Below are 18225 nucleotides of genomic sequence, written 5' to 3'. Positions count from 1 at the left end.
TCATTCAGCGAAGGTTATTATCTTGAGCTGAACCGGCCTTCTAACGACGTTGTACTTCCTGGCACCGATGAGGTAGTGGACGCCGGTCTCGCTGACCGTGTCGATGAGCCTCTGCGTTATGACCCCGTTGAACACGACAGCATAGACGTCCTTGCGCTCCTTGAGCTGGTTGGTGAGCTCCCTGACGGGTATCTCGGCTATGACGTTCTTGTTCTCATCGAGGAGCAGGGCTACACCGTCCTTCTTAACGCGCTCGATGAACTCGCCGAACTCCTTGAGCTCGGGGACGGAGGCCTTTTCCAGGGGCTTGATGATTTTCTCCTCCCTGGGCTCGGGCTTCTCGACCTTTTCGACCTTTCCAGCAGCTTCAGGTTTCTTTTCTTCGACTTTAACCGGGACTACCCTGGGCTCCCTGGGCTCGACCCTCCTGTGCTCTGGCTTCCTCTCTTCCCTTTCCCTTATCAGCTCGTAGAAGCTCTTGCCCTTGTTGAACATCTCGTTGATGACCTGCTCGGCGGGAACCTTGCTCCTCAGGGCCTTGACTATCTCCTTCTTGGTGAGCTCCTCGACTTCCTTGCCCTCCGGTGCCCTCGCCACATAGTCAACGTCCGCAACCTGCAGGAGCTCCTTGAGGATGAGCTCTCCACCGCGGTCGCCGTCGGTGAATGCCGTGACAATGCGTTCCTTGCTGAGCTTGATTATGGTCTCTGGAATCGAGGTTCCCTCCACGGCTATCGCGTTCTTTATGCCGTGCTTGAGCAGGTTCAGCACGTCGGCCCTACCCTCAACAACTATGATGGAGTCCGAGAACGGGACGTGGGGCCCAGCGGGAAGCTTTTCCGGACCGTATTCGATGAGCTCCTTGGCGCGAACGGCCTTCTTGACTTCCTCGGTGAGCTCCTGGGTCTCCGGAATCTCCTGCTCCATGAGGGTTTCGAGTATCTCCTTGGCCCTCTCGATGATGTACTTCCTCTTGGTCGCCCTGACGTCCTCTATGCGGAGAACCCTTATCTTGGCCTCGGCCGGACCAACGCGGTCGATGGTTTCAAGCGCCGCGGCGAGGATTGCCGTCTCGACCCTGTCGAGGCTCGATGGGACGGTAATGGTTCCGTAGGTCTTGCCGGCCTTGTTGTGGACTTCAACGCGTATCCTGCCGATCCTTCCGGTCTTCTGGAGCTCCCTCAGGTCGAGGTCGTCTCCTAGAAGACCCTCAGTCTGTCCAAAAATAGCACCGACAACATCAGGCCTTTCGACGATGCCGTTAGCCTCAAATTCAGCATAGATGACGTACTTGGTCGTTCCGAATTCGTCCTTTCCTGACATAAAACCACCCTCTTTAGCCTTTTTTCGTTTTTCAGCCAAAACCTGCTGGAGCACCGTCTTCTTCCTTTTCATCTAGTTCCCTCCAGCCGGGGGTCAGAAACGGAGATTACCCTCAAATAGAGGCCATAGAGATCCTCGACGCCCTTGATGTCCTTCTTCACCAGCTTCCTGAGCTCCTTCCACGTCTCTATGTCCACCCTGCAGGGATAGCCGGCCAAGTAGTTCAGGAGCTTCTTGGCCAGCTCCTCCCCCTTCCTGTCAAAGTCGGTAAGTATCTTGACTTCGCCGTAGGATGAGGCGATGAGTGCGACTTCCGCCAGAGGCAGACGGGAGAGCCTAATTATCTCCGCTCTGACCCCCAAATTTCTTAGAGCCACCTCGTCTCGCATGCCCTCAACGATGAGGGCCCCTTCAAACTCTCGCAGTTCGTCTATAAGCTCCAGGAATCTTTTATAGTTTTCGGCGTACATGACGCCCCGTCATCGGATACTCCCTGAAGTTAAAAGCTTTTGGGTTGCGGTTCCAATGCCAGAGAATTCCAGACTCAACAGACCGAAACCACGCGCCCGTGGTAGCTCATCGGCTCCTCGTAGAACTCCTCGATGAGTTTTTGGAGCCTTCTCGACAGTTCTATCTGTTTGCCCCACGAGCCCTCAATTTTGCCCTTCGCCGCCATCCGGCCGAGGAACTTCTTCATCTCTTCGCTCAGCGGGCTTGGCTTACAGCGCGCCCAGGGCGTTCCGGGTAGAGGCATGAAGTAGTGGGCGCGAACCTTGCCGCCCTTTCTCATGACCCACTTCATGAGCTCGATGCTTTTCCTCTGGCTTTCAGGGGTCTCGTTGGGCAGACCCACGATGAAATCAACCACAGGCTCGAAGCCGTACTCAACCATGTACTCCACGGCCCGCTGGACGTGCTCGACCCTGTGGAGCCTGTGCATGGCTTTGAGCATGGCATCGTCCCCGCTCTGGGCCCCTATGGCCAGCCTCCTGTTGTCTGCATAGTTGATGAGAAGCTCCAGCGTCTCCGGGATGACGAACTCCGGGCGAACCTCGCTTGGGAACGTGCCGTAGTAGAGCCTTCTGCCATCTTTCCGAAGGGACTGGAGGGCCTTGAGCAGGGCCTCGAGCTTGTTGAGCCTGAGTATCGCCCCAGGACTGCCGTAGGCGAAGGCGTTAGGGGTTATGTAGCGCATGTCCCTCATTCTGCGGGAGTACTTTACGATTTGGTCTATCGGCCTGTGCCTCATTCTGAAGCCCTTGATGTATGGCGTCTGGCAGTAGTAGCAGCGGAAAGGACAGCCCCTGCTTATCTCTATCGGAGAAATCAGCCTGACGCTCTCCGGATACGGAGGAAAACGCCAGAAGTCCTCGACTTTCGCGAAGCCGGTAAAGGTAAACTCCCCGTTGAGATAGAATGCGAGACCCTTCACCTTGGCAAGCTCGGGGGTTATTCTGTAGTTTGTCCTCTTCAGGGTCGTTAGGAGCTGGTATATTACCTCTTCCCCCTCCCCAATGACCACTATGTCAAAGCCAAGGGCGTTAAGGGTATGCTTTGGCATCGCTATGGCGTGGTATCCCCCCGCAACAAGAAGGGCACCCTTCTCCTTCAACATTTTGACTTCTTCAGGCAGAGAGCCCCATATCTCCTCAGTGAAGAATGAGTAGAGAACCGCCTTTGGCTTTGCCTTTAGAATTTCTTTAAAGTCCTTGGTGATTAAGAGCTCACTTAAATCAAAGCCCTGACTCTCAAGGGCGCCGAGAAGGTGGACGAATGCGTTGTGGTTGCGCCTTGTCATCCTGACTGCTATTTCGGGCATGTTGAAAAGCGCGAAAAGAGGCCTTAAAACGCTAACGGTCTAGAAAGGGGTAGAAAAGCCAAAAAGGCCTTCAGGCCTTGATGGCGAGCTTGATGTCCTCGGCCTTGACGGTCTTCCTGCCAGCGTGCCTGGCAAAGTCGTTGGCCCTCTTGGCAAGCTCGATAGCGTACTCCTCAAGGTACTCGGCGAGGACCTTGGCAGCCTCCTCGCTGACCCTCTCAGCGCCGGCCTTCCTTATAAGCCTGTCAATCGGAGCAATTGGAAGCTCAGCCATCCACAACACCTCCTCAATGGGTTTTTCAGTGCTTTTTAAGAGGCTCAAAATATATAAACCTTTCGGAAAAAGGGCCTATCCTGCCCCCAAATCTAGCGTGAACCTAAATATACATGCCGTTTGGACGTGGAAAATTGGAAAATAGCCACAGGGATATTAGAATTCACAACAATTGCCAAATAGAGTGAAAAAGACACCACCCAGGTCATGCCATAAAAACGCCATCGGAACTGCTCACGGAGAGCATAAATATGAAAAAAATGCCTCAGCAGAGATTACACTTTCTCCGCTTTTTTCCTCTTGGAGAGGGCAATTCTAACGCTTCCCTGGTAACTTCCCCGATAGGGATTCTTGGCAGGCCCTTCGAGACGAATAAAGGCAATCTGGACGAAGCGCTCGCCGTAATGAAGCTCTACAGGCTCATCAGAGGAGTTATAGATTGCCAGCGTCAGATTCCCGTCCCAGCCAGGGTCAACCCAGGCGAATGACCCGATGAGGCCTTCCCTGGCGAGACTGCTCCTGAGCTTCATATCGCCCATAACGTCGTCAGGAAGCTTAATTCTCTCCAGAGTCAGGACGAGAGCGTGGGTCTTGGGTGGAATCACGACTTTTCCATCTTCCTCAACGTCGATCAGCTTTCCATTCAAATAAGCCTCCTTCCCGACGCGCAGGTCATAGCCAGCCGGCTGGAGGGACTCCTCACTGAAGGGCTCGATTAAAATCTCCTTCCTTATCTTCCAGTCAGGGAGCATCATCACAGACCACCGCTGAAGATTTAAGGGGAGAGTATAAAAACAATCCTGCCGATGATGAGCGGTTGGCCCGGCACCGAGGGGTGCGGAGGGCCACCACTTCTGAGGCCAGGAAACTTTTCTGGCGAAAAGTTTCATCAAAGTTCGTGATTCCTTTTGAAATGCTGTTTGTTGAGTGGATTTCTTCCTGAGTTGTTTTCTTGGAGAGTGAATCCCTTTGAGTGCACCTTTTAAGGGGTTCAAGCCTTTTTGCGCTCCTTTGGAGTGCGGTTCAAGCAGAACCCGCGTGGAAGACTCTAATCCAATGAATTCAAACTTTCAATGGCGGGCTTGAGTTTGAAATCCCCTTACAAAGGGAGCTTTAACGAGGAATCACGAGCTTTTGGTGAAGCTTTTTTCAAAAGCCTCCTGTACTCTCAAACCCCTGGAGTGGAGCTTCGTCTCATAACCCCAAAAAGTTGCCTGTGCGACGTTGAGCTTTGCTCGACGCGGAGGGACGACAGCCCGCAGAGTTTGACTAAGGTTCGTGATTCTTCTTTGGGGGCATAATTTGGAGAGTTTGCACTCTCAAGATGTGGTATTTTCAAGAGTAAACCCGCACGAGAAAGCTTCCAAAAGTAGGGAATTAATTCACAATCTACAAAAGCCGTTAAAAGCGCAAACACTCCCAAAACGCCCCGGTAAAAGAATCACAAACTTCGATGAAACTTTGTGCAGATAAAGTTTGGGGGGTGTGGGGGAGTTAGCTCCCCGGAGGTTTGGAAGAAAACGGGGTTGTGGGGCGAAGCCCCACTCCGGGGGTTTGAGAGTACAGGAAGCTTTTGGAAAAAGCTTCACCAAAAGTTCGTAGCTCTCCCCATAAGGCCGTAATGCAGGATTTTTACCCCCTCACAATCCCCTGTTCCCAAAGAGAACACAGTTATACAGGCTTTGTCAGAGGGTTTGCTCTCCTCCCGACGCCCTTCGGGCGTCTATTCCAACGTTAAACCAACAATAAGGGAGCAATTTAAGAAGTTCTCATTTCCAAGACCACATATCCAAGAGAAAATCACTGTGAAATTTGAACTTTCAGGAAGGAGCTACGAACTTTGATGAAACTTTTGCTTGGCAAAAGTTTCTTATGGCGGGCCGGGCGGGATTCGAACCCGCGACCTTCGGCTCCGAAGGCCGACGCCCCATCCAGGCTAGGCCACCGGCCCGTCCCCCTGATTGGTTTGGCTCATCAAACATAAACCTTGCGGTCTCCAAAGTCCCGCAGGCCAGTTAAGATTATTCTACTCCAATCCACACACCCAGAAATTTTGGCATTTTTAGTCTCCAAGAACCGCGAGAAAAGTTGTAAGAACGTCCGCCCAAAGGCGGACAAAAGGAGGAAAGGGGTTCAGCCGAAGAGGGCACCGAGACCGGCGAGGGCCTCCTCCTCGCTGGCCTCTTCCTCTTCCTCCTCTTCCTCCTCCTGGGCCTGCTCGGCACCGCCCTCGGCGGGAGCCGGAGCGGCGGCAACGGCGACCGGGGCGGCGACCGGCATGGCGGCCTTCTCGATGACCTCGTCGATGTTGACGCCCTCAAGGGCGGCAACGAGAGCCTTTATCCTAGCCTCGTCCGGGGTAACTCCAGCGGCCTCAAGGACGGCCTTGAGGTTCTCCTCGGTTATCTCCTTACCAGCGGCGTGGAGCAGCAGAGCGGCATACACGTACTCCATTTTTTGCACCTCCAATCATCTTCATTTTTTATTCATTTTCACGTGGAGTTTTCAGGATACGAGGGAAATTGAAAGTTCAGCCGAAGAGGGCGCCCAGCCCAGCGAGCGCATCCTCCTCGGATGCCTCCTCTTCCTCCTCTTCTTCGGCCTCCTCAACCTTCTCCTCGGTTGGCTGAGGGGCCGCGGCAACGGCCACTTGGGCCTGAGCGTTTAAAAGTTCTTTGGTCTTCTCGTCGAGCAGGTCCTCAGGCAGCTGCTGTGCTATGAGCAGGACAGCGCGCAGAGCCCTGCCAAAGACCTCCTCGACGGTCTCTGGGGTGATGTAGCCAGCCTCCACAGCGACGTTCTTCGCGCCGAGGAAGGCCTTCTGGATGATGGCCTCGATAGTCTGCTTGGTCGGATACGCAGTGTTGACGGACAGGTTGAAGGCGTGCATGTAGGCCTTCTGGAGCATGTTGATGTATTCCTGCTCGTCTATCGCAAGGACGTCCGGAGTGTAGACGATACCGTCCTCGTAGGCGGCGAGGAGGTTGAGACCCACCTCGAGGGGCTCAATACCAAGGGCGTTAAGGATTCTCGCGAGCTGTTCGGTTATGACCTCGCCCGCCTTAAGGACAGTGTAATCCTTCTGGATGCTGACCTTACCCTTCTCAATCCTCGCCGGGATTCCAAGGGCCTGCATCTCACCGACGAGCGGGCCCGGCGGGATTGAAGTCGGCCCAGCTGGGATGACCACGTCCTTGGGAACCACAGCTCCAGGCTTGGCCGGAGCCGGAGTCTTGCTCTCCTCGAGGAACTTGTAGAGCTTGAACGGGTTCATCTCGGTGGCCAGTATGGCGGCTCCGCCTTCGATGTAGTCGGCGAGCTTTTCGAGTTCGGGCTTGTTCAGCTCCTGGGCCGCCCTCTTTATGGCCAGCTCGATGAGGGTGTTCCTGCTAACCCTGAGGAGGGCCTTCCCGCGGAGTTTGTCACGCATCTTGCTGAGCGGGTAAGCTGGGACACCGGCCACATCAACGAGGGCGATCACTGGATAGCTTTTGATAATCTTGGTGAGCTCCTCAACTTCCTTCTTCTTCCACTCGGCTACGTGGGCCATCTCCCTCACCTCTCAACCTTAACGGCCGGGCCCATTGTGGTCTTCACGTACACTGACTTCACCTGGTTCTCGCCGCGCTCAAGCTTGTTGATGATGGCGTTGAGAACTGCCTCGGCGTTCTCAGCGAGCTTCTCGTCGTCCATGTTCTCGGTTCCGATCGGAGCGTGAACCACCGGGTTGTTCTTGAGCTGTATCCTGACGGTTCTCTTGAGCCTTCCAACTATCGGCTCAAGGTTGGTCATTGTCGGCGGAACGACCTGCGGCATCTTGTTCCTCGGACCGAGGTACCTACCGAGGTACTTACCTATCTTTGGCATCAACGGTGCAGCAGCTATGAAGAAGTCGTAGCGCTTGGCCAGTTTTCTCGCTTCCCTCGGGCTCTTTGCAAGCTCCTCAAGCTGCTCTCCACTAATCACATCAAGCCCGAGCTTTTTAGCCGCTTCAGCCACGGCACCATCAGCGATGACCGCGATTTTGGGCTCCTTCCCGCGACCGTGAGGCAGTACAACCTCAAGCTTAAACCTGTTCTCCGGCTTGCGGAGGTCTATATCCTTGAGGTTGACTGCTATCTCGACGGTCTGTGTGAAGTTGCGCGGCTTAGCCCGGGCCTTCGCCTCCTTCACCGCTTCCACGAGTTTCTGCCTGTCGAAGGCCATTTACAGCCCTCCCTTTTGTTTTCGATTTGAGCCGAAAAAGTCAAAGATGCCTAAAAGGAGGGATTTTTAAAGTTTTCCCTCACTCCTCGGCTTTCTCAAAAAGCTCGTCGTAAACGCCCTCGTCAATTTCCCTCTGAACTTCCCGGGGGTCCTTGCCTTCGACGGTAACGCCCATGCTGAGGGCGGTACCGATGACTTCTTTCGCTGCAGCCTTGAGGTTCGGTGCGAGCATCTGGTCAATCTTCATCTTGGCTATCTTGATGACCTGCTCCATTGTGAGGTTTCCGACCGGGGTGTGGCCGGCCTCGCTTGAGCCCTTCGGGATTCCAAGCTCCTTCTTGATGAGCTGGCTGGTCGGCGGGATACCGACCTCAATCCTGAAGGTCTTTTTCTTGGGATCCTCAACGATAATCTTGACGGGAACCTGCATTCCCTCGAATTCCTTGGTGGCCTTGTTTATCTCGTCAACGACCTGCTTAACGTTCAGTCCAAGGGGACCGATTGCCGGACCAAGCGGGGGTCCAGGGGTAGCCTTTCCACCTTCAACGAGGACTTCGACAACCTGTGCCATTCATCTCACCACCTTCACTTTTGTCTCGAACCTGTCACTCCTTCTGGCGTTTGCTTATAAGTCTAACGTATTCGCCCCTAACCGTGACCGGTATCGGGACGATTGAGCCGATGAGCTCAACGACTATCTCGTCCTTGGCCTCATCAACTCTGACGACCTTGGCCTTCTCGCCCTTGAACGGGCCGGCTATGAGCTCAACGATGTCGCCAGGCTCGAAGCCGCTTACGGCAGGCTTCTCTTCGAGGAAGTGCTCGATCTCATGGAAGGGAATTTCCCCGGGGAGAACACGCTTGGCGTGGCGGATTCCCCTTATGGCCTCGTCCACTGTGCTCTTGTCAGGAGCCTCAACAAAGATGTAGCCCTTGACCTTGCTCGGCGCGAGTATCGCCTGAATCGGAATGTTGTACGTTTTGGCCTTACTGTACACTAGGTTTGCCGTCGTTGTTTCCTGACCAACGGTAACGCTGACTGTGAATATCTTCCCCTCAGCCATGGCGCAACCCTCACGAACCGGTGACGAAGTAGCCAACTATTCTGATGAGCATCCCAATTAGGCCTATTAAGATCATTCCAATGCCCGTAATTTTGACAGCCATCTTGAACTCCTTCATTCCAGGCTTTCTTGTAACCAGGAGCACTCTCTTCGACTCTGACAGGAAGTCCCTTATCTTCTCGACGGCACTTGCCACTTCTTTCACCCCTCTAAAAGTTTAAAGGAGTCAAAGCTCGTCAAGGTCGAGCTTGATGGTCTTCTTCTCCTCTTCCCCGAAGTACGGTCTCTCTTCTTCCTCCTCAGCAACCGAGTAGGGGGAGCTGACGCCCGTAACAACGAGGAGGATTCTAATCATCTTGCCGAGCTCCTCGTCGAGCTGGATACCCCAGATAACCTGGGCCTCCGGGTCGAGCTTGCTGGTGACTAGCTCTATAATCTGCTGGGCCTCCTCGAGCTTGACGTCGCTTCCGCTGATGCTTATCAGAGCGCCCTTGGCACCGCTGATGTCAACGTCGAGGAGCGGGCTGTTAAGGGCCTGCTGGGCGGCCTCCAAAGCCCTCTTCTCGCTGTCGCTCTCACCGATACCGATCATTGCAACGCCGCCGTCCTTCATGACTGCCCTAACGTCGTTGAAGTCGAGGTTGACGAGACCCGGCTTGGTGATGAGCTCGGTGATACCCTTGACGGCCTGGACGAGTATCTCGTCGGCGACCTTGAAGGCCATGTGGATTGGGAGGTTCGGTGCGACTTCCATGAGCTTGTCGTTCGGGATGACGATAACGGTGTCGGTGTTCTTCCTGAGCCTCTCAAGGCCGTACTCGGCGTTCTTGATGCGCCTTATTCCCTCAACGGTGAACGGGAGCGTAACAACCGCAACGGTAAGGGCACCCATCTTCTTAGCAATCTCAGCGACCACAGGGGCCGCACCGGTTCCGGTTCCACCACCGAGACCGCAGGTTATGAAGACCATGTCAGCCCCTTCGAGGGCCTCCCTTATCTCCCTCTCGCTCTCCTTTGCGGCTTCCTCACCCATCTTGGGGTTGTTGCCTGCCCCAAGGCCCCTTGTGAGCTCCTTTCCGATGAGTATCTTCTGGTGAGCCTTAATTTTCAGCAAGTCCTGAGCATCAGTATTGATTGCAATTATCTTGGCACCCTCTATTCCAACTTGCATCATTCTGTTAACGGTGTTACAGCCGGCACCGCCGACACCGACAACGTATATCTTGGCCTGAATCTGCTCAAGGAGCTTCTTAAGCTCTTCATCTATGTCCGACCGGGGCTGAACCTCTGGAGCGGCCTTGGGCTGGGCCGCAGAGGTTCTCTCAAGGGCATCTTCAATCAGCTTCAGCATCTTTTCACCCTCCGAAGAGTTTAACACCCTTGGGAGTTTGAGATGGAGAGTATATAAACTTAGCTAACCCGAAACTGAACTTAACTGACCGACTATATCTTTAAAGGTTTCGGCTCAGTCACGAATGAACTCAAGTCCAAGTTCCTCCGCCAGGGAACGGGCCAGCTGTCTGGTCTCACCTTTACTCCCCTTCCAGTCCACGTATATCGCCTCAACTTTCTCAGCGGTTCTCTCAATCGCCTTCAACAGCATCTCCCTGGAGAGAGGGTGGACGTACTTCGGTGCAATGTGACCAAAGGCCATGTCCCCTTCAAGGGCACGCTTGGTCTGCTTGGGCGCGTAATGGCCACCGCCAATTCCAATGGCTGTCTTAAACTTAGCATCTTTGTAGTTTTCAAGGACGTAAACAATCGTCTCGGCTATTATTTCACCGGCCCGGTCGTTCACCCATTCCTCCTCACTTGAGCCAATCTCGATGAAAAAGCTCGGCACATCGAGCTCACTCGGCCCGTGGTGCGTTGCTTCGTAGCAGACTGTCCAGCCGAGGTCGTTGAGCTCGTTCATCTTGAGGAGGGCAAGCTTCATCGCGCTGGGGACTGCAACGGCAAGGCTTTCGTCCTTTCCCCCGTACATAGCGCTGCCCCAGTTGCCGGTAACGTGGGTCGTCAGCGCGGGGAGCTTCTGTTTGCTGGAGTGCCGGGAGGCAAAAGCTATGAGTTCCGGCCTGAAGCCGAGCTGGGTTTCTATGGCCCTGTCGAGGTTGTCGTAGTAAATCATCTCCTCATTGGTAGTCAAGATTAAAGTATCCCCCTTCTTATAGATCTGATTGCCGTCGAAAACCAGCTCAGTCTCTTTGAACCCAAAGTTCTCGACGAGCTTTTCTTTTATGTTCATCGAGGCTTTGTCGATTTTTGTTGTCATGATGACTTTCATGACTTTCCACCAGGGCGGGGTTTTGGGGAGAAGTTTAAAACGTTGTGGAACTTAAAAGCCTGAAAAGCTTTGGTGCAGATCTAACATTCAACCATTTTAACATTGACAGAGGACGTGCATACCGTTTCGACAGAAAAGCCTCCCTGAGACAAACTGCAGGAGTGCGAACATAAGCTACTCAGCTCTGATTATTGGTCATGTTCCGAAGCAGTTCAAGCACTTCTTCACTGGCTCTGTCTATCTGCTCGGCGGCTGTTTGACTTGTCCTTCGCAGGAGTCTAATAGTGATAAGCACAACAACCAACGCAACGGCTATCATAAACAGGTACTCTATTGCGGCCTGGGCCCGCCTCATGGGTATCACCCCCTCTTCCATGCCGATTAAATAACTTAAGGTTAATAAACATTTCGAGTGCTCTAAAATAGTAGAAAAAGAGGCATTCGGATATCAGTACAGCATAACCTCAAATCCAAGCTCACTGAGCAAATCGGCCAGCTCTTCGGGGTCAACGTAGGCCAAGAGATGGTGGTTTCCGAGCGTCCCATCAAGGAACTCTGGAGCATCATCAATCTTGAGCTTAACCTGCGTCCGGCACCGGTTCTCAAGGTGCTCGTTGCCGGCGACCTCGACTCCCGCAACAACGGCACGCCTTCCGCGAATCTTGAAGAGGGCCGCCTTCCCGGTGGGGAACTCCACGTCAACACCGACGCCCATGCCGCTCTCAAAGTGGCTCCTGAGCCTGTACTTCCACAGCAGGGGCGCAGTACAGTGGGCTATTGTGATGTGGTTCTCCCCAAAGTCCGCAACGTTGCCCATGAATGCGGGCTTGTCGAAGTACTTCCTGATGATGTACATTCCGAGAAGGGAGTTTAGCTCCCCCTCGCAACCTGCGGGAATACCTTCAGCGTTGAACATGGCAAGCGCCAGACACGGGGTTGCCTTAAGCTTGCCTATGAGGTCAAAACAGCCTATTGTGAAGCCGTCGAGCCGGTAGTCGTGCAGGATTTCTTTGATAGCAAGGTACATCTTACCGGCCTTTGTTAAGGCCTCTTTCCCTGGCTCTTTTATTTCGCTTGCCCTCTCAAAGATTTCCTCAACGACCTTCCAGCCCTCTTCATCTGGCACTTTGTCGTAGTACTCGTAGAACTTCTTGAGGCTAATCTTCGTATACGGTAGGTCAAACTTCTCGTTGACCAGCCAGGGGGAAATCCTGCCGATGAGGCCGAGTCTGGCCCTGAGGAACGGCTCCAGCGTCTCAAGGGAGTCGTCATAGGCAAGGAGCGCGGCCTTGAGCTCGTCCATAGTCTTGACTAGGGTGGAGGGAACGAGCCTCTCGCGGAGGAACTCCCTGATTTCAATCCCCGCGGCGGTGGAGTTGTTGAACGGGTCGCCGAAGATGACGGTGGGTCTCCTGAAGACGAAAAACTCCTTGAGGAAGCCCTCAGTGCCTCCTGTCAGAGGATACAGAACGAGTGCATCAACTTCGTTGAAGTTGAGCTCCCCTTTGGCCTCCTTGAAGTCACCTTTTGAGCTCAAAACGAAGCCCCCAACGACCTCAAAGTCCTTCGCAAGGGCCGTCAGAAACTCTGAGACTCTCTTCTCAAAGGCCTTGGGATTTGCAAGTTCACTAACCCCAAAGACGACGCCTACTTTCATGCTTTCACCCAACCTTTTAAAGTTCAAGCCCTAAATAATCTTGTGGTGGCAGATGACCCTGAAGTTCGTCCTTGACACGAGCATATTCGTCAACCCCGAAATCCGGAAGGACTTCGGGGACAGCCCTACCGAGGCCATGAAGGGCTTCCTGAAATACGCGGAGAAGCTCTTCGGAAAAGTCGAGTTCTACATGCCCCCCGGGATCTACCGGGAAGTCATGCATTTCGTCGGTGAGGACGAGCTTCTTCCAGAGGTCGAGCTGTACATCATCAAAAAGCCCCCCAACGTCCATGACATTAAAATCCCCGCCTTTGTAGTTTACGAGCTGATAGACGACATAAGGCGCAGGATTGATAAGGGACTCCGGGTCGCCGAGAAGGCCGTGCGCGAGAGCGTCATTGAGACAGACAACGTGGACAAAATAATCCAGAAGCTCAGGAGGAACTACCGCAAGGCCCTCCGGGAGGGGATAGTGGACAGCAAGGAAGACTTCGAGCTAATCCTGCTCGCAAAGGAGCTGGACGCCACCATAGTCTCGGCCGACGTCGGAATACTGACGTGGGCGCAGAAGATGGGCATCAAGTGGATTGACGCGCCGGCATTTAAAGACGTCCTTGAAGGTCTCGTCGAGAAGTTGGGAGGGAAAAATTTATAAAGGCTGTCTCCATCGTATCAACGTCACGACTGCCCCGGTGGCTCAGCCTGGTGGAGCGGCCGCTTGGTAAGCGGCAGGTCGCGGGTTCAAACCCCGCCCGGGGCTCCATTCTCACAAACTTCGCCTGCGCGAAGTTTGATCAAGGCTCGTGATTCTTTTCTGGAGTGTTGTTCTGGAGAAAGTTTGCGCTTTCAAGGGGGACTTTTTGCAGGGAATTCCTTATTGCAAATAACAACCCGAGAATGGGGTTTCTTCTTGGAAGCGCTCCGGAGGAGCGCGAGTGAGGTAAACCCCTTACGCAGGGTCTTTGAGCATTTAATTCTAAGCTCCTAGGACACTGGGGAAGTGCAAACACTCACAAGGAACTTCTTTAGGGAATCACTAACTTTCCCCCACAAAGTTTGACCAATTCCCCAAAGGGCAACTCAAACTGAGTAATTCTAAGAAGCACCCAATCTTCCCGCCATCCGTCAAGACATTCGGACGATAGTGAGAACTGCATTGAAGCTTCTGGAGAAAGGTTCACCAAAAGTTTGTAGCTCCTTCCACAAAGGCAGTAATGCAAGATTTTACTCAAAACAAGTTCTTGCTCCAAGGAGAAGGCATTTAGGCCAGCCTTACCAGAGGGTTTACTTCCTTCATGACGCCCTTCGGGCGTCTATTCCAACGTTAAACCAACAATAAGGGAGCAATTTAAGAAGTTCTCACTTAAAGAGCAATTATCTAACGAGAAAAGCATTCAAAATTTGAACCCTCAAAAGGAGCTACGAACTTTGATGAAACTTTTGCTTGGCAAAAGTTTCTTGTGGTGGGGCCGCCGGGATTTGAACCCGGGTCACGGGCTCCCAAAGCCCGCAGGATGGGCCAAGCTACCCTACGGCCCCAGCGGTAGGTGCATCACGAGTTGCCTTATTAAGTTTTTCGCTTGGGAAATGAGATGCCCCATTTAGATGCATGGCAACCCCGAGCATACTGCAGAACCTCTGTTCAGGGGGAGTCTTGCAGGATATCTACAAAAAACCACTAAGCAAAATGCCACAATCCAGTCAGCATACAACAAACCACCACAAAACAAAAGCTGGTGCGGGGGCGGGGATTTGAACCCCGGAACCCCTACGGGAGTGGATCTTGAGTCCACCGCCTTTGACCAGGCTCGGCAACCCCCGCGCTCGCGGGACTCCCGAAGAAGTGAAAAAGGGCTGAGTTTATAAACCTTGCTTCAGCGCTCCATCCTCTTGACTCCATCCTTCGTGCCGACGAGGACAAGGTCAGCTATGTCCGCGAAGATACCGTTCTCGACGACGCCTGGAATGTTGTTGAGCTCTATCTCAAGGTCGAGCGGGTCTTCTATGCGGTGGAACTTGGCGTCAAGGATAAAGTTGCCGTTGTCGGTGACGACCGGCCCGTCCTTCTTTTCGGCCATCCTGAGCTGGGCGGTAGCGTTAAAGACTTCCAGCTCCTCCGCTATGGCGCGCCAAGCAACGGGAACCACCTCGATGGGCACGGGCATCTTCTGACCGAGCCACTCGACGAGCTTGGTCTCGTCAACGAGGACGACGAACATTCCGGCTCTGTACTCGATGATTTTCTCCATGGTCAACGCGGCACCGCGTCCCTTGATGAGGTTCATCTGCGGGTCAACCTCGTCCGCTCCGTCAACCGCTATGTCTATCGCGTCAACCTCGTCGAGGCCCACAACCGGAACGCCGGCTTCAAGGGCCAAAAGCCTCGCCTGGTATGATGTAGGGACGCCGTAGACCTCCTCAAGTTCACCGTCCATGATGAGCTTTCCGAGGTACTTAATGAAGTACGCAGTTGTTGAGCCCGTGCCGAGGCCAACGACCATTTCGTCCTCGATGAACTTGAGGGCCTCTTTAGCGACGGCCTTCTTCATTTCCTCAACGTTCATACAATCACCCCACTACGTTAAACACGCATTTTATCCCAGCGGTTCCGTTTTGAACGACCTGATAGAGGAGGCTCTGGTTTGAGTAGCAAACCGGCTGGAAGTCAGTGGCCACTGAGTAGCTGAGCATCGTGAAGTAGAGCCAGAACAACAGCCAGCCCCAGAAGGCCTTCTTGAGTATCGCCCGCTCCTCTGGAACGTCCGGCGGAAGCTCCTTGATCACTGCCATGACGAACTTGTCAACCAGGAAGTACAGCAGAAAGCCCAGTATCCATGCGCTTCTGTTGTACGATGCCAGGACTCCACTAATTATGCCGGTGATAATGCCCCACAGGTAGACTGCGAACGAGAACTTGTACTCTATCTTCACGTCCTCCCACCTAAGGGCCATCTCGGGAGAGAGATTTAAAACATTATCGAAAGCGAAAAGAAAAGAGGGCGTCACTTAAGCCTTATGGCGTCGAGGTTGTTGGGTGCGCGCGTGCTTATGCCGAACTTCCTGTGTATGCTGGAGCTGAGGTCGAGGCACTTGTGGGCCTCGCCGTGGACGGTGATTATCCTTTCCGGCCTCGGCCTGACGCGGGCGACGTAGCTTATAAGTTCTCTCCTGTCCGCGTGGCCGGAGAAGCCGTCTATCGTGTGGACCTCCATGTTGACCTGAACGACCTCCGTCCTGCCGTCCTCGCCGATGAGCGGTATCTCGCGCAGACCTCTCTGCACCTGCCTTCCGAGCGTGCCCTCAGCCTGGTAGCTGACGAAGATGATGCTATTCTTCGGGTCGGGGGCAAGCTGTTTGAAGTACTCGACGCTCGGTCCGCCGACGAGCATGCCCGAGGTGGCTATGATTATCGCGGGCTCCCCGCTGTCTATGATGTCCTGCCTCTCGCGCGAGTTGGCGACGGGTTTGAATATCGGGTTGAGGAACGGGTTGTATCCCTCGTGGAATATCTGCTCGCGGAGGCTCTTGCTGAGGTACTCCGGGTAAGCTGTGTGGATTGCGGTAGCTTCCCAAATCATTCCGTCGAGGTAAATCGGAACTTCTATTCCCCCGACGCGCGCGTACTCCTCGAGAACCATCATTATCTCCTGGGCCCTTCCAACGGCCATCGCCGGGATGAGCACCTTTCCACCGCGCTTGATGGTTTCTCTTATAACCTCTATGAGCTTCTTCTCGGCCTCCTCACGAGGCATCTGATAGTCGTTGCTTCCGCCGTAGGTGGACTCCATGACCAGGGTCTCAAGGCGCGGGAACCTGCTCACGGCGGGCTCGAAGAGCCTGGTCGGAATGAACTTGAAGTCTCCGGTTACGGCTATGTTGTGGAGTCCATTGCCTATGTGGAGGTGGACAATGGCTGAACCGAGTATGTGACCAGCGTTGTGGAGGGTCAGCCTTATGTCGGGGGCTATGTCCCTGACCTCGCCATAGTCGAGGGTTATGGTGTGCTTTATAACCTCCTTTATGTCCCTTGGTCTGTACAGGGGCTCGACGCCGTTCATGTGCTGAATCTCAATGAAGTCCTGCTGGAGGAGGGTCATCAGGTCCCTCGTCGGGGGAGTGGTGTAAATCGGCCCGTCGAAGAGCTTGTAGCGGAAGAGGTAAGGTAGCATTCCGCTGTGGTCGAGGTGGGCGTGGGTTATGATTATCGCGTCAAGAAGGCCCTCGTCAAGGACGTAGCGGAATTCTGGAGCGTCGAAGTGCGGAAACGCTTTGAGCGGGTCCCTCATAGCCGCAATGTTCACACCGAAGTCAACGAGGACGTAGCTCTCATCGGTCTGAACCAAGAGAGCGCTCCTTCCAACCTCGCGGAAGCCACCCAAACCGGTAATCCTGATCCACCTGCTCTTGTACTCGGACTTGCGGTAGATGTTCCTGCCCACCTGCCTGAGGAACTTCCTCCTGTCCTTGCTCTCGGTCTGGAGAATCTGCCTTATCGAGTAAATCGTCTGGCTCTGGAGCGGGGGCGTCCTAACGACCTTAGGCGCCCAGTGGACTTTCTGCGTGATGAGGCGAAGGGTCTCACCGTTCTTTCCGATAACGAGGCCCGGCTTCTTGGCCTCTATAAGAACCTCACCCACAGAAGGGTCAAAGCTGATGTTGGTAATCTCGGCCTCCTCGGGGACAAGTTCCTTAATCATCTCTTCAGCTTTCTCAGGCGGGATAAGGATGTCCGGATCCGGACGCACGCTTATCCTCTTCTTCAGAACCTTTGCGAGGTTCCTGATGAGCTCGCCGTCCTTCATTATTGCCTCGGGGTTCTTGGTGTATATGACGAGCTCTGGCCCTTCGAACTCAACCTCTGTAATCTTGGCGTTTGGTGGAACCATCTGTGCTATGACTTCGCGAATCTCCTTGAGTATCTCGTCAACGTATGTTTCCCTCCGAATCAAGGCCATCACCTCAGAAAAGTGCTCTAAGCTCCTCCTCGCTCCATTCACGGTAGCCTTCCCTGGTGACAGTCACGAGGGTAACGCCACCACCCGTGAAGACGTCCCTCCTCGTTGAGGCCTGGATCGCCTTAAGGGCGAGCCTTATCCCGTCTTCTAATGACACGTCATCGCGGTAGTTCTCCTCCAGGATTGAGAAGGCAAACTCCATACCCGAACCGGCGGCGGTGAACTTATCCTCTGTAACGCCACCGGCCATGTCTATCGAGTAGAGACCCGGTTTCTCGTCGTAACCGGCGACCAGAAACCAGCCGTAGTAAGGCATGAAGCGGTTCCCGTGCAGTATGTTCGACGTTAGGGTGGCGAGGGCCTTGACGCTCATCTCTTTCCCAACACGCGCCCGGTAGAGCTTCGCCTCAGCCCTTAGAAGCCTTACAAGACTCAGTATGTCCCCAACACTCCCCGCCCCTGCCAGGGCAAGGTGGTCATCTATCTGGAAGACCTTCGTAACGCTCTCTGAAAGCACCATGTTGCCGAGCGATGCCCTCCTGTCCGCCGCTAAAACTACACCGTCCTTGCAAACTACTCCGACGGTAGTGGTTCCCTTTAGTTTCTCAGTCAATTACAACACCCCTGGAGTTGGTTTTTAGAA

General features: G+C 54.0%; 20 protein-coding genes and 4 tRNA genes. 2 read left to right on the top strand and 22 right to left on the bottom strand.

The genetic code is table 11. From position 1 onward, the window contains the following. The 16 genes from dnaG to ACZ5ER_RS04705 form a co-directional block, all read right to left on the bottom strand. Nucleotides 1–1395, bottom strand: coding sequence for a DNA primase DnaG (dnaG, locus tag ACZ5ER_RS04780; RefSeq protein ID WP_050002852.1), 1395 nt, complete (start codon nucleotides 1393–1395; stop codon nucleotides 1–3). Beyond that, nucleotides 1392–1793 carry a toprim domain-containing protein gene (locus ACZ5ER_RS04775; RefSeq protein WP_464934909.1) on the bottom strand — a complete coding sequence of 134 codons (402 nt, stop codon included), beginning with the start codon at nucleotides 1791–1793 and terminating at the stop codon, nucleotides 1392–1394. Before ACZ5ER_RS04775 ends, dnaG begins: the two co-directional genes overlap by 4 nt. Nucleotides 1794–1867: 74 nt before the next feature. Further along, nucleotides 1868–3142, bottom strand: a complete 1275-nt coding sequence (locus tag ACZ5ER_RS04770; RefSeq protein WP_050002850.1) for a TIGR04013 family B12-binding domain/radical SAM domain-containing protein — start codon at nucleotides 3140–3142, stop codon at nucleotides 1868–1870. Between the two features lie 70 nt (nucleotides 3143–3212). Next, nucleotides 3213–3416, bottom strand: a complete 204-nt coding sequence (gene hpkA, locus ACZ5ER_RS04765; RefSeq protein ID WP_050002849.1) for an archaeal histone HpkA — start codon at nucleotides 3414–3416, stop codon at nucleotides 3213–3215. A 275-nt stretch (nucleotides 3417–3691) separates the two neighbouring features. Beyond that, complete coding sequence (gene dcd, locus ACZ5ER_RS04760) at nucleotides 3692–4171, bottom strand: dCTP deaminase (protein ID WP_464934908.1); 480 nt, start codon at nucleotides 4169–4171, stop codon at nucleotides 3692–3694. Between the two features lie 1118 nt (nucleotides 4172–5289). Further along, nucleotides 5290–5367 (bottom strand) — tRNA-Arg (locus ACZ5ER_RS04755). Between the two features lie 182 nt (nucleotides 5368–5549). Further along, a complete protein-coding gene (gene rpl12p, locus ACZ5ER_RS04750) occupies nucleotides 5550–5870 on the bottom strand; it encodes a 50S ribosomal protein P1 (protein ID WP_050002847.1) in 321 nt (106 codons plus the stop codon). Nucleotides 5871–5946: 76 nt separating this feature from the next. Then, a complete protein-coding gene (locus ACZ5ER_RS04745; RefSeq protein ID WP_050002846.1) occupies nucleotides 5947–6966 on the bottom strand; it encodes a 50S ribosomal protein L10 in 1020 nt (339 codons plus the stop codon). Between the two features lie 5 nt (nucleotides 6967–6971). Further along, complete coding sequence (locus tag ACZ5ER_RS04740) at nucleotides 6972–7622, bottom strand: 50S ribosomal protein L1 (protein ID WP_050002845.1); 651 nt, start codon at nucleotides 7620–7622, stop codon at nucleotides 6972–6974. A 79-nt stretch (nucleotides 7623–7701) separates the two neighbouring features. Further along, a complete protein-coding gene (locus ACZ5ER_RS04735) occupies nucleotides 7702–8193 on the bottom strand; it encodes a 50S ribosomal protein L11 (protein ID WP_050002844.1) in 492 nt (163 codons plus the stop codon). Between the two features lie 34 nt (nucleotides 8194–8227). Beyond that, a complete protein-coding gene (locus ACZ5ER_RS04730; protein ID WP_050002843.1) occupies nucleotides 8228–8686 on the bottom strand; it encodes a transcription elongation factor Spt5 in 459 nt (152 codons plus the stop codon). 10 nt (nucleotides 8687–8696) lie between these two features. Beyond that, on the bottom strand, nucleotides 8697–8882 hold the full coding sequence (locus tag ACZ5ER_RS04725; protein ID WP_050002842.1) for a protein translocase SEC61 complex subunit gamma: 186 nt from the start codon (nucleotides 8880–8882) through the stop codon (nucleotides 8697–8699). A gap of 30 nt (nucleotides 8883–8912) precedes the next feature. Continuing rightward, complete coding sequence (gene ftsZ, locus ACZ5ER_RS04720; RefSeq protein ID WP_050002841.1) at nucleotides 8913–10037, bottom strand: cell division protein FtsZ; 1125 nt, start codon at nucleotides 10035–10037, stop codon at nucleotides 8913–8915. Nucleotides 10038–10151: 114 nt separating this feature from the next. After that, on the bottom strand, nucleotides 10152–10970 hold the full coding sequence (locus ACZ5ER_RS04715; RefSeq protein WP_464934906.1) for a D-aminoacyl-tRNA deacylase: 819 nt from the start codon (nucleotides 10968–10970) through the stop codon (nucleotides 10152–10154). A 178-nt stretch (nucleotides 10971–11148) separates the two neighbouring features. Next, nucleotides 11149–11346 carry a class III signal peptide-containing protein gene (locus tag ACZ5ER_RS04710; RefSeq protein ID WP_227738774.1) on the bottom strand — a complete coding sequence of 66 codons (198 nt, stop codon included), beginning with the start codon at nucleotides 11344–11346 and terminating at the stop codon, nucleotides 11149–11151. A 72-nt stretch (nucleotides 11347–11418) separates the two neighbouring features. Continuing rightward, nucleotides 11419–12627, bottom strand: a complete 1209-nt coding sequence (locus ACZ5ER_RS04705) for a hypothetical protein (protein WP_050002839.1) — start codon at nucleotides 12625–12627, stop codon at nucleotides 11419–11421. A 58-nt stretch (nucleotides 12628–12685) separates the two neighbouring features. Here ACZ5ER_RS04705 and ACZ5ER_RS04700 point away from each other — a divergent pair, with 58 nt between their 5' ends. Both ACZ5ER_RS04700 and ACZ5ER_RS04695 read left to right on the top strand, forming a co-directional pair. Continuing rightward, complete coding sequence (locus ACZ5ER_RS04700) at nucleotides 12686–13282, top strand: RNA ligase partner protein (protein WP_050003942.1); 597 nt, start codon at nucleotides 12686–12688, stop codon at nucleotides 13280–13282. Nucleotides 13283–13313: 31 nt separating this feature from the next. Continuing rightward, a tRNA-Thr gene (locus tag ACZ5ER_RS04695) sits at nucleotides 13314–13390 on the top strand. Between the two features lie 698 nt (nucleotides 13391–14088). Here the strand turns inward: ACZ5ER_RS04695 and ACZ5ER_RS04690 are convergent. The 6 genes from ACZ5ER_RS04690 to psmB form a co-directional block, all read right to left on the bottom strand. Continuing rightward, a tRNA-Pro gene (locus tag ACZ5ER_RS04690) sits at nucleotides 14089–14166 on the bottom strand. A 195-nt stretch (nucleotides 14167–14361) separates the two neighbouring features. Then, a tRNA-Leu gene (locus tag ACZ5ER_RS04685) sits at nucleotides 14362–14449 on the bottom strand. A gap of 52 nt (nucleotides 14450–14501) precedes the next feature. Continuing rightward, nucleotides 14502–15191, bottom strand: coding sequence for a ribose-5-phosphate isomerase RpiA (gene rpiA, locus ACZ5ER_RS04680; RefSeq protein WP_050002838.1), 690 nt, complete (start codon nucleotides 15189–15191; stop codon nucleotides 14502–14504). 4 nt (nucleotides 15192–15195) lie between these two features. Beyond that, nucleotides 15196–15579, bottom strand: coding sequence for a hypothetical protein (locus ACZ5ER_RS04675; RefSeq protein WP_464934904.1), 384 nt, complete (start codon nucleotides 15577–15579; stop codon nucleotides 15196–15198). Between the two features lie 50 nt (nucleotides 15580–15629). After that, on the bottom strand, nucleotides 15630–17576 hold the full coding sequence (locus tag ACZ5ER_RS04670; protein WP_464934902.1) for a beta-CASP ribonuclease aCPSF1: 1947 nt from the start codon (nucleotides 17574–17576) through the stop codon (nucleotides 15630–15632). Nucleotides 17577–17586: 10 nt separating this feature from the next. Continuing rightward, a complete protein-coding gene (psmB, locus tag ACZ5ER_RS04665) occupies nucleotides 17587–18195 on the bottom strand; it encodes an archaeal proteasome endopeptidase complex subunit beta (protein ID WP_050002835.1) in 609 nt (202 codons plus the stop codon). Nucleotides 18196–18225: the final 30 nt, after the last annotated feature.

This window comes from Thermococcus marinus, assembly GCF_055389025.1.
The sequence above is the reverse complement of the archived record's forward strand: the minus strand, read 5'-3'. Positions and strand labels throughout refer to the sequence as shown.

Bases quoted from the DNA above. Each gene is read 5' to 3' on its own strand.
- dnaG (WP_050002852.1), bottom strand. From the start codon at position 1,395: ATGAAAAGGAAGAAGACGGTGCTCCAGCAGGTTTTGGCTGAAAAACGA.
- ACZ5ER_RS04775 (WP_464934909.1), bottom strand. From the start codon at position 1,793: ATGTACGCCGAAAACTATAAAAGATTCCTGGAGCTTATAGACGAACTG.
- ACZ5ER_RS04770 (WP_050002850.1), bottom strand. From the start codon at position 3,142: ATGCCCGAAATAGCAGTCAGGATGACAAGGCGCAACCACAACGCATTC.
- hpkA (WP_050002849.1), bottom strand. From the start codon at position 3,416: ATGGCTGAGCTTCCAATTGCTCCGATTGACAGGCTTATAAGGAAGGCC.
- dcd (WP_464934908.1), bottom strand. From the start codon at position 4,171: ATGATGCTCCCTGACTGGAAGATAAGGAAGGAGATTTTAATCGAGCCC.
- rpl12p (WP_050002847.1), bottom strand. From the start codon at position 5,870: ATGGAGTACGTGTATGCCGCTCTGCTGCTCCACGCCGCTGGTAAGGAG.
- ACZ5ER_RS04745 (WP_050002846.1), bottom strand. From the start codon at position 6,966: ATGGCCCACGTAGCCGAGTGGAAGAAGAAGGAAGTTGAGGAGCTCACC.
- ACZ5ER_RS04740 (WP_050002845.1), bottom strand. From the start codon at position 7,622: ATGGCCTTCGACAGGCAGAAACTCGTGGAAGCGGTGAAGGAGGCGAAG.
- ACZ5ER_RS04735 (WP_050002844.1), bottom strand. From the start codon at position 8,193: ATGGCACAGGTTGTCGAAGTCCTCGTTGAAGGTGGAAAGGCTACCCCT.
- ACZ5ER_RS04730 (WP_050002843.1), bottom strand. From the start codon at position 8,686: ATGGCTGAGGGGAAGATATTCACAGTCAGCGTTACCGTTGGTCAGGAA.
- ftsZ (WP_050002841.1), bottom strand. From the start codon at position 10,037: ATGCTGAAGCTGATTGAAGATGCCCTTGAGAGAACCTCTGCGGCCCAG.
- ACZ5ER_RS04715 (WP_464934906.1), bottom strand. From the start codon at position 10,970: ATGAAAGTCATCATGACAACAAAAATCGACAAAGCCTCGATGAACATA.
- ACZ5ER_RS04710 (WP_227738774.1), bottom strand. From the start codon at position 11,346: ATGGAAGAGGGGGTGATACCCATGAGGCGGGCCCAGGCCGCAATAGAG.
- ACZ5ER_RS04705 (WP_050002839.1), bottom strand. From the start codon at position 12,627: ATGAAAGTAGGCGTCGTCTTTGGGGTTAGTGAACTTGCAAATCCCAAG.
- rpiA (WP_050002838.1), bottom strand. From the start codon at position 15,191: ATGAACGTTGAGGAAATGAAGAAGGCCGTCGCTAAAGAGGCCCTCAAG.
- ACZ5ER_RS04675 (WP_464934904.1), bottom strand. From the start codon at position 15,579: ATGGCCCTTAGGTGGGAGGACGTGAAGATAGAGTACAAGTTCTCGTTC.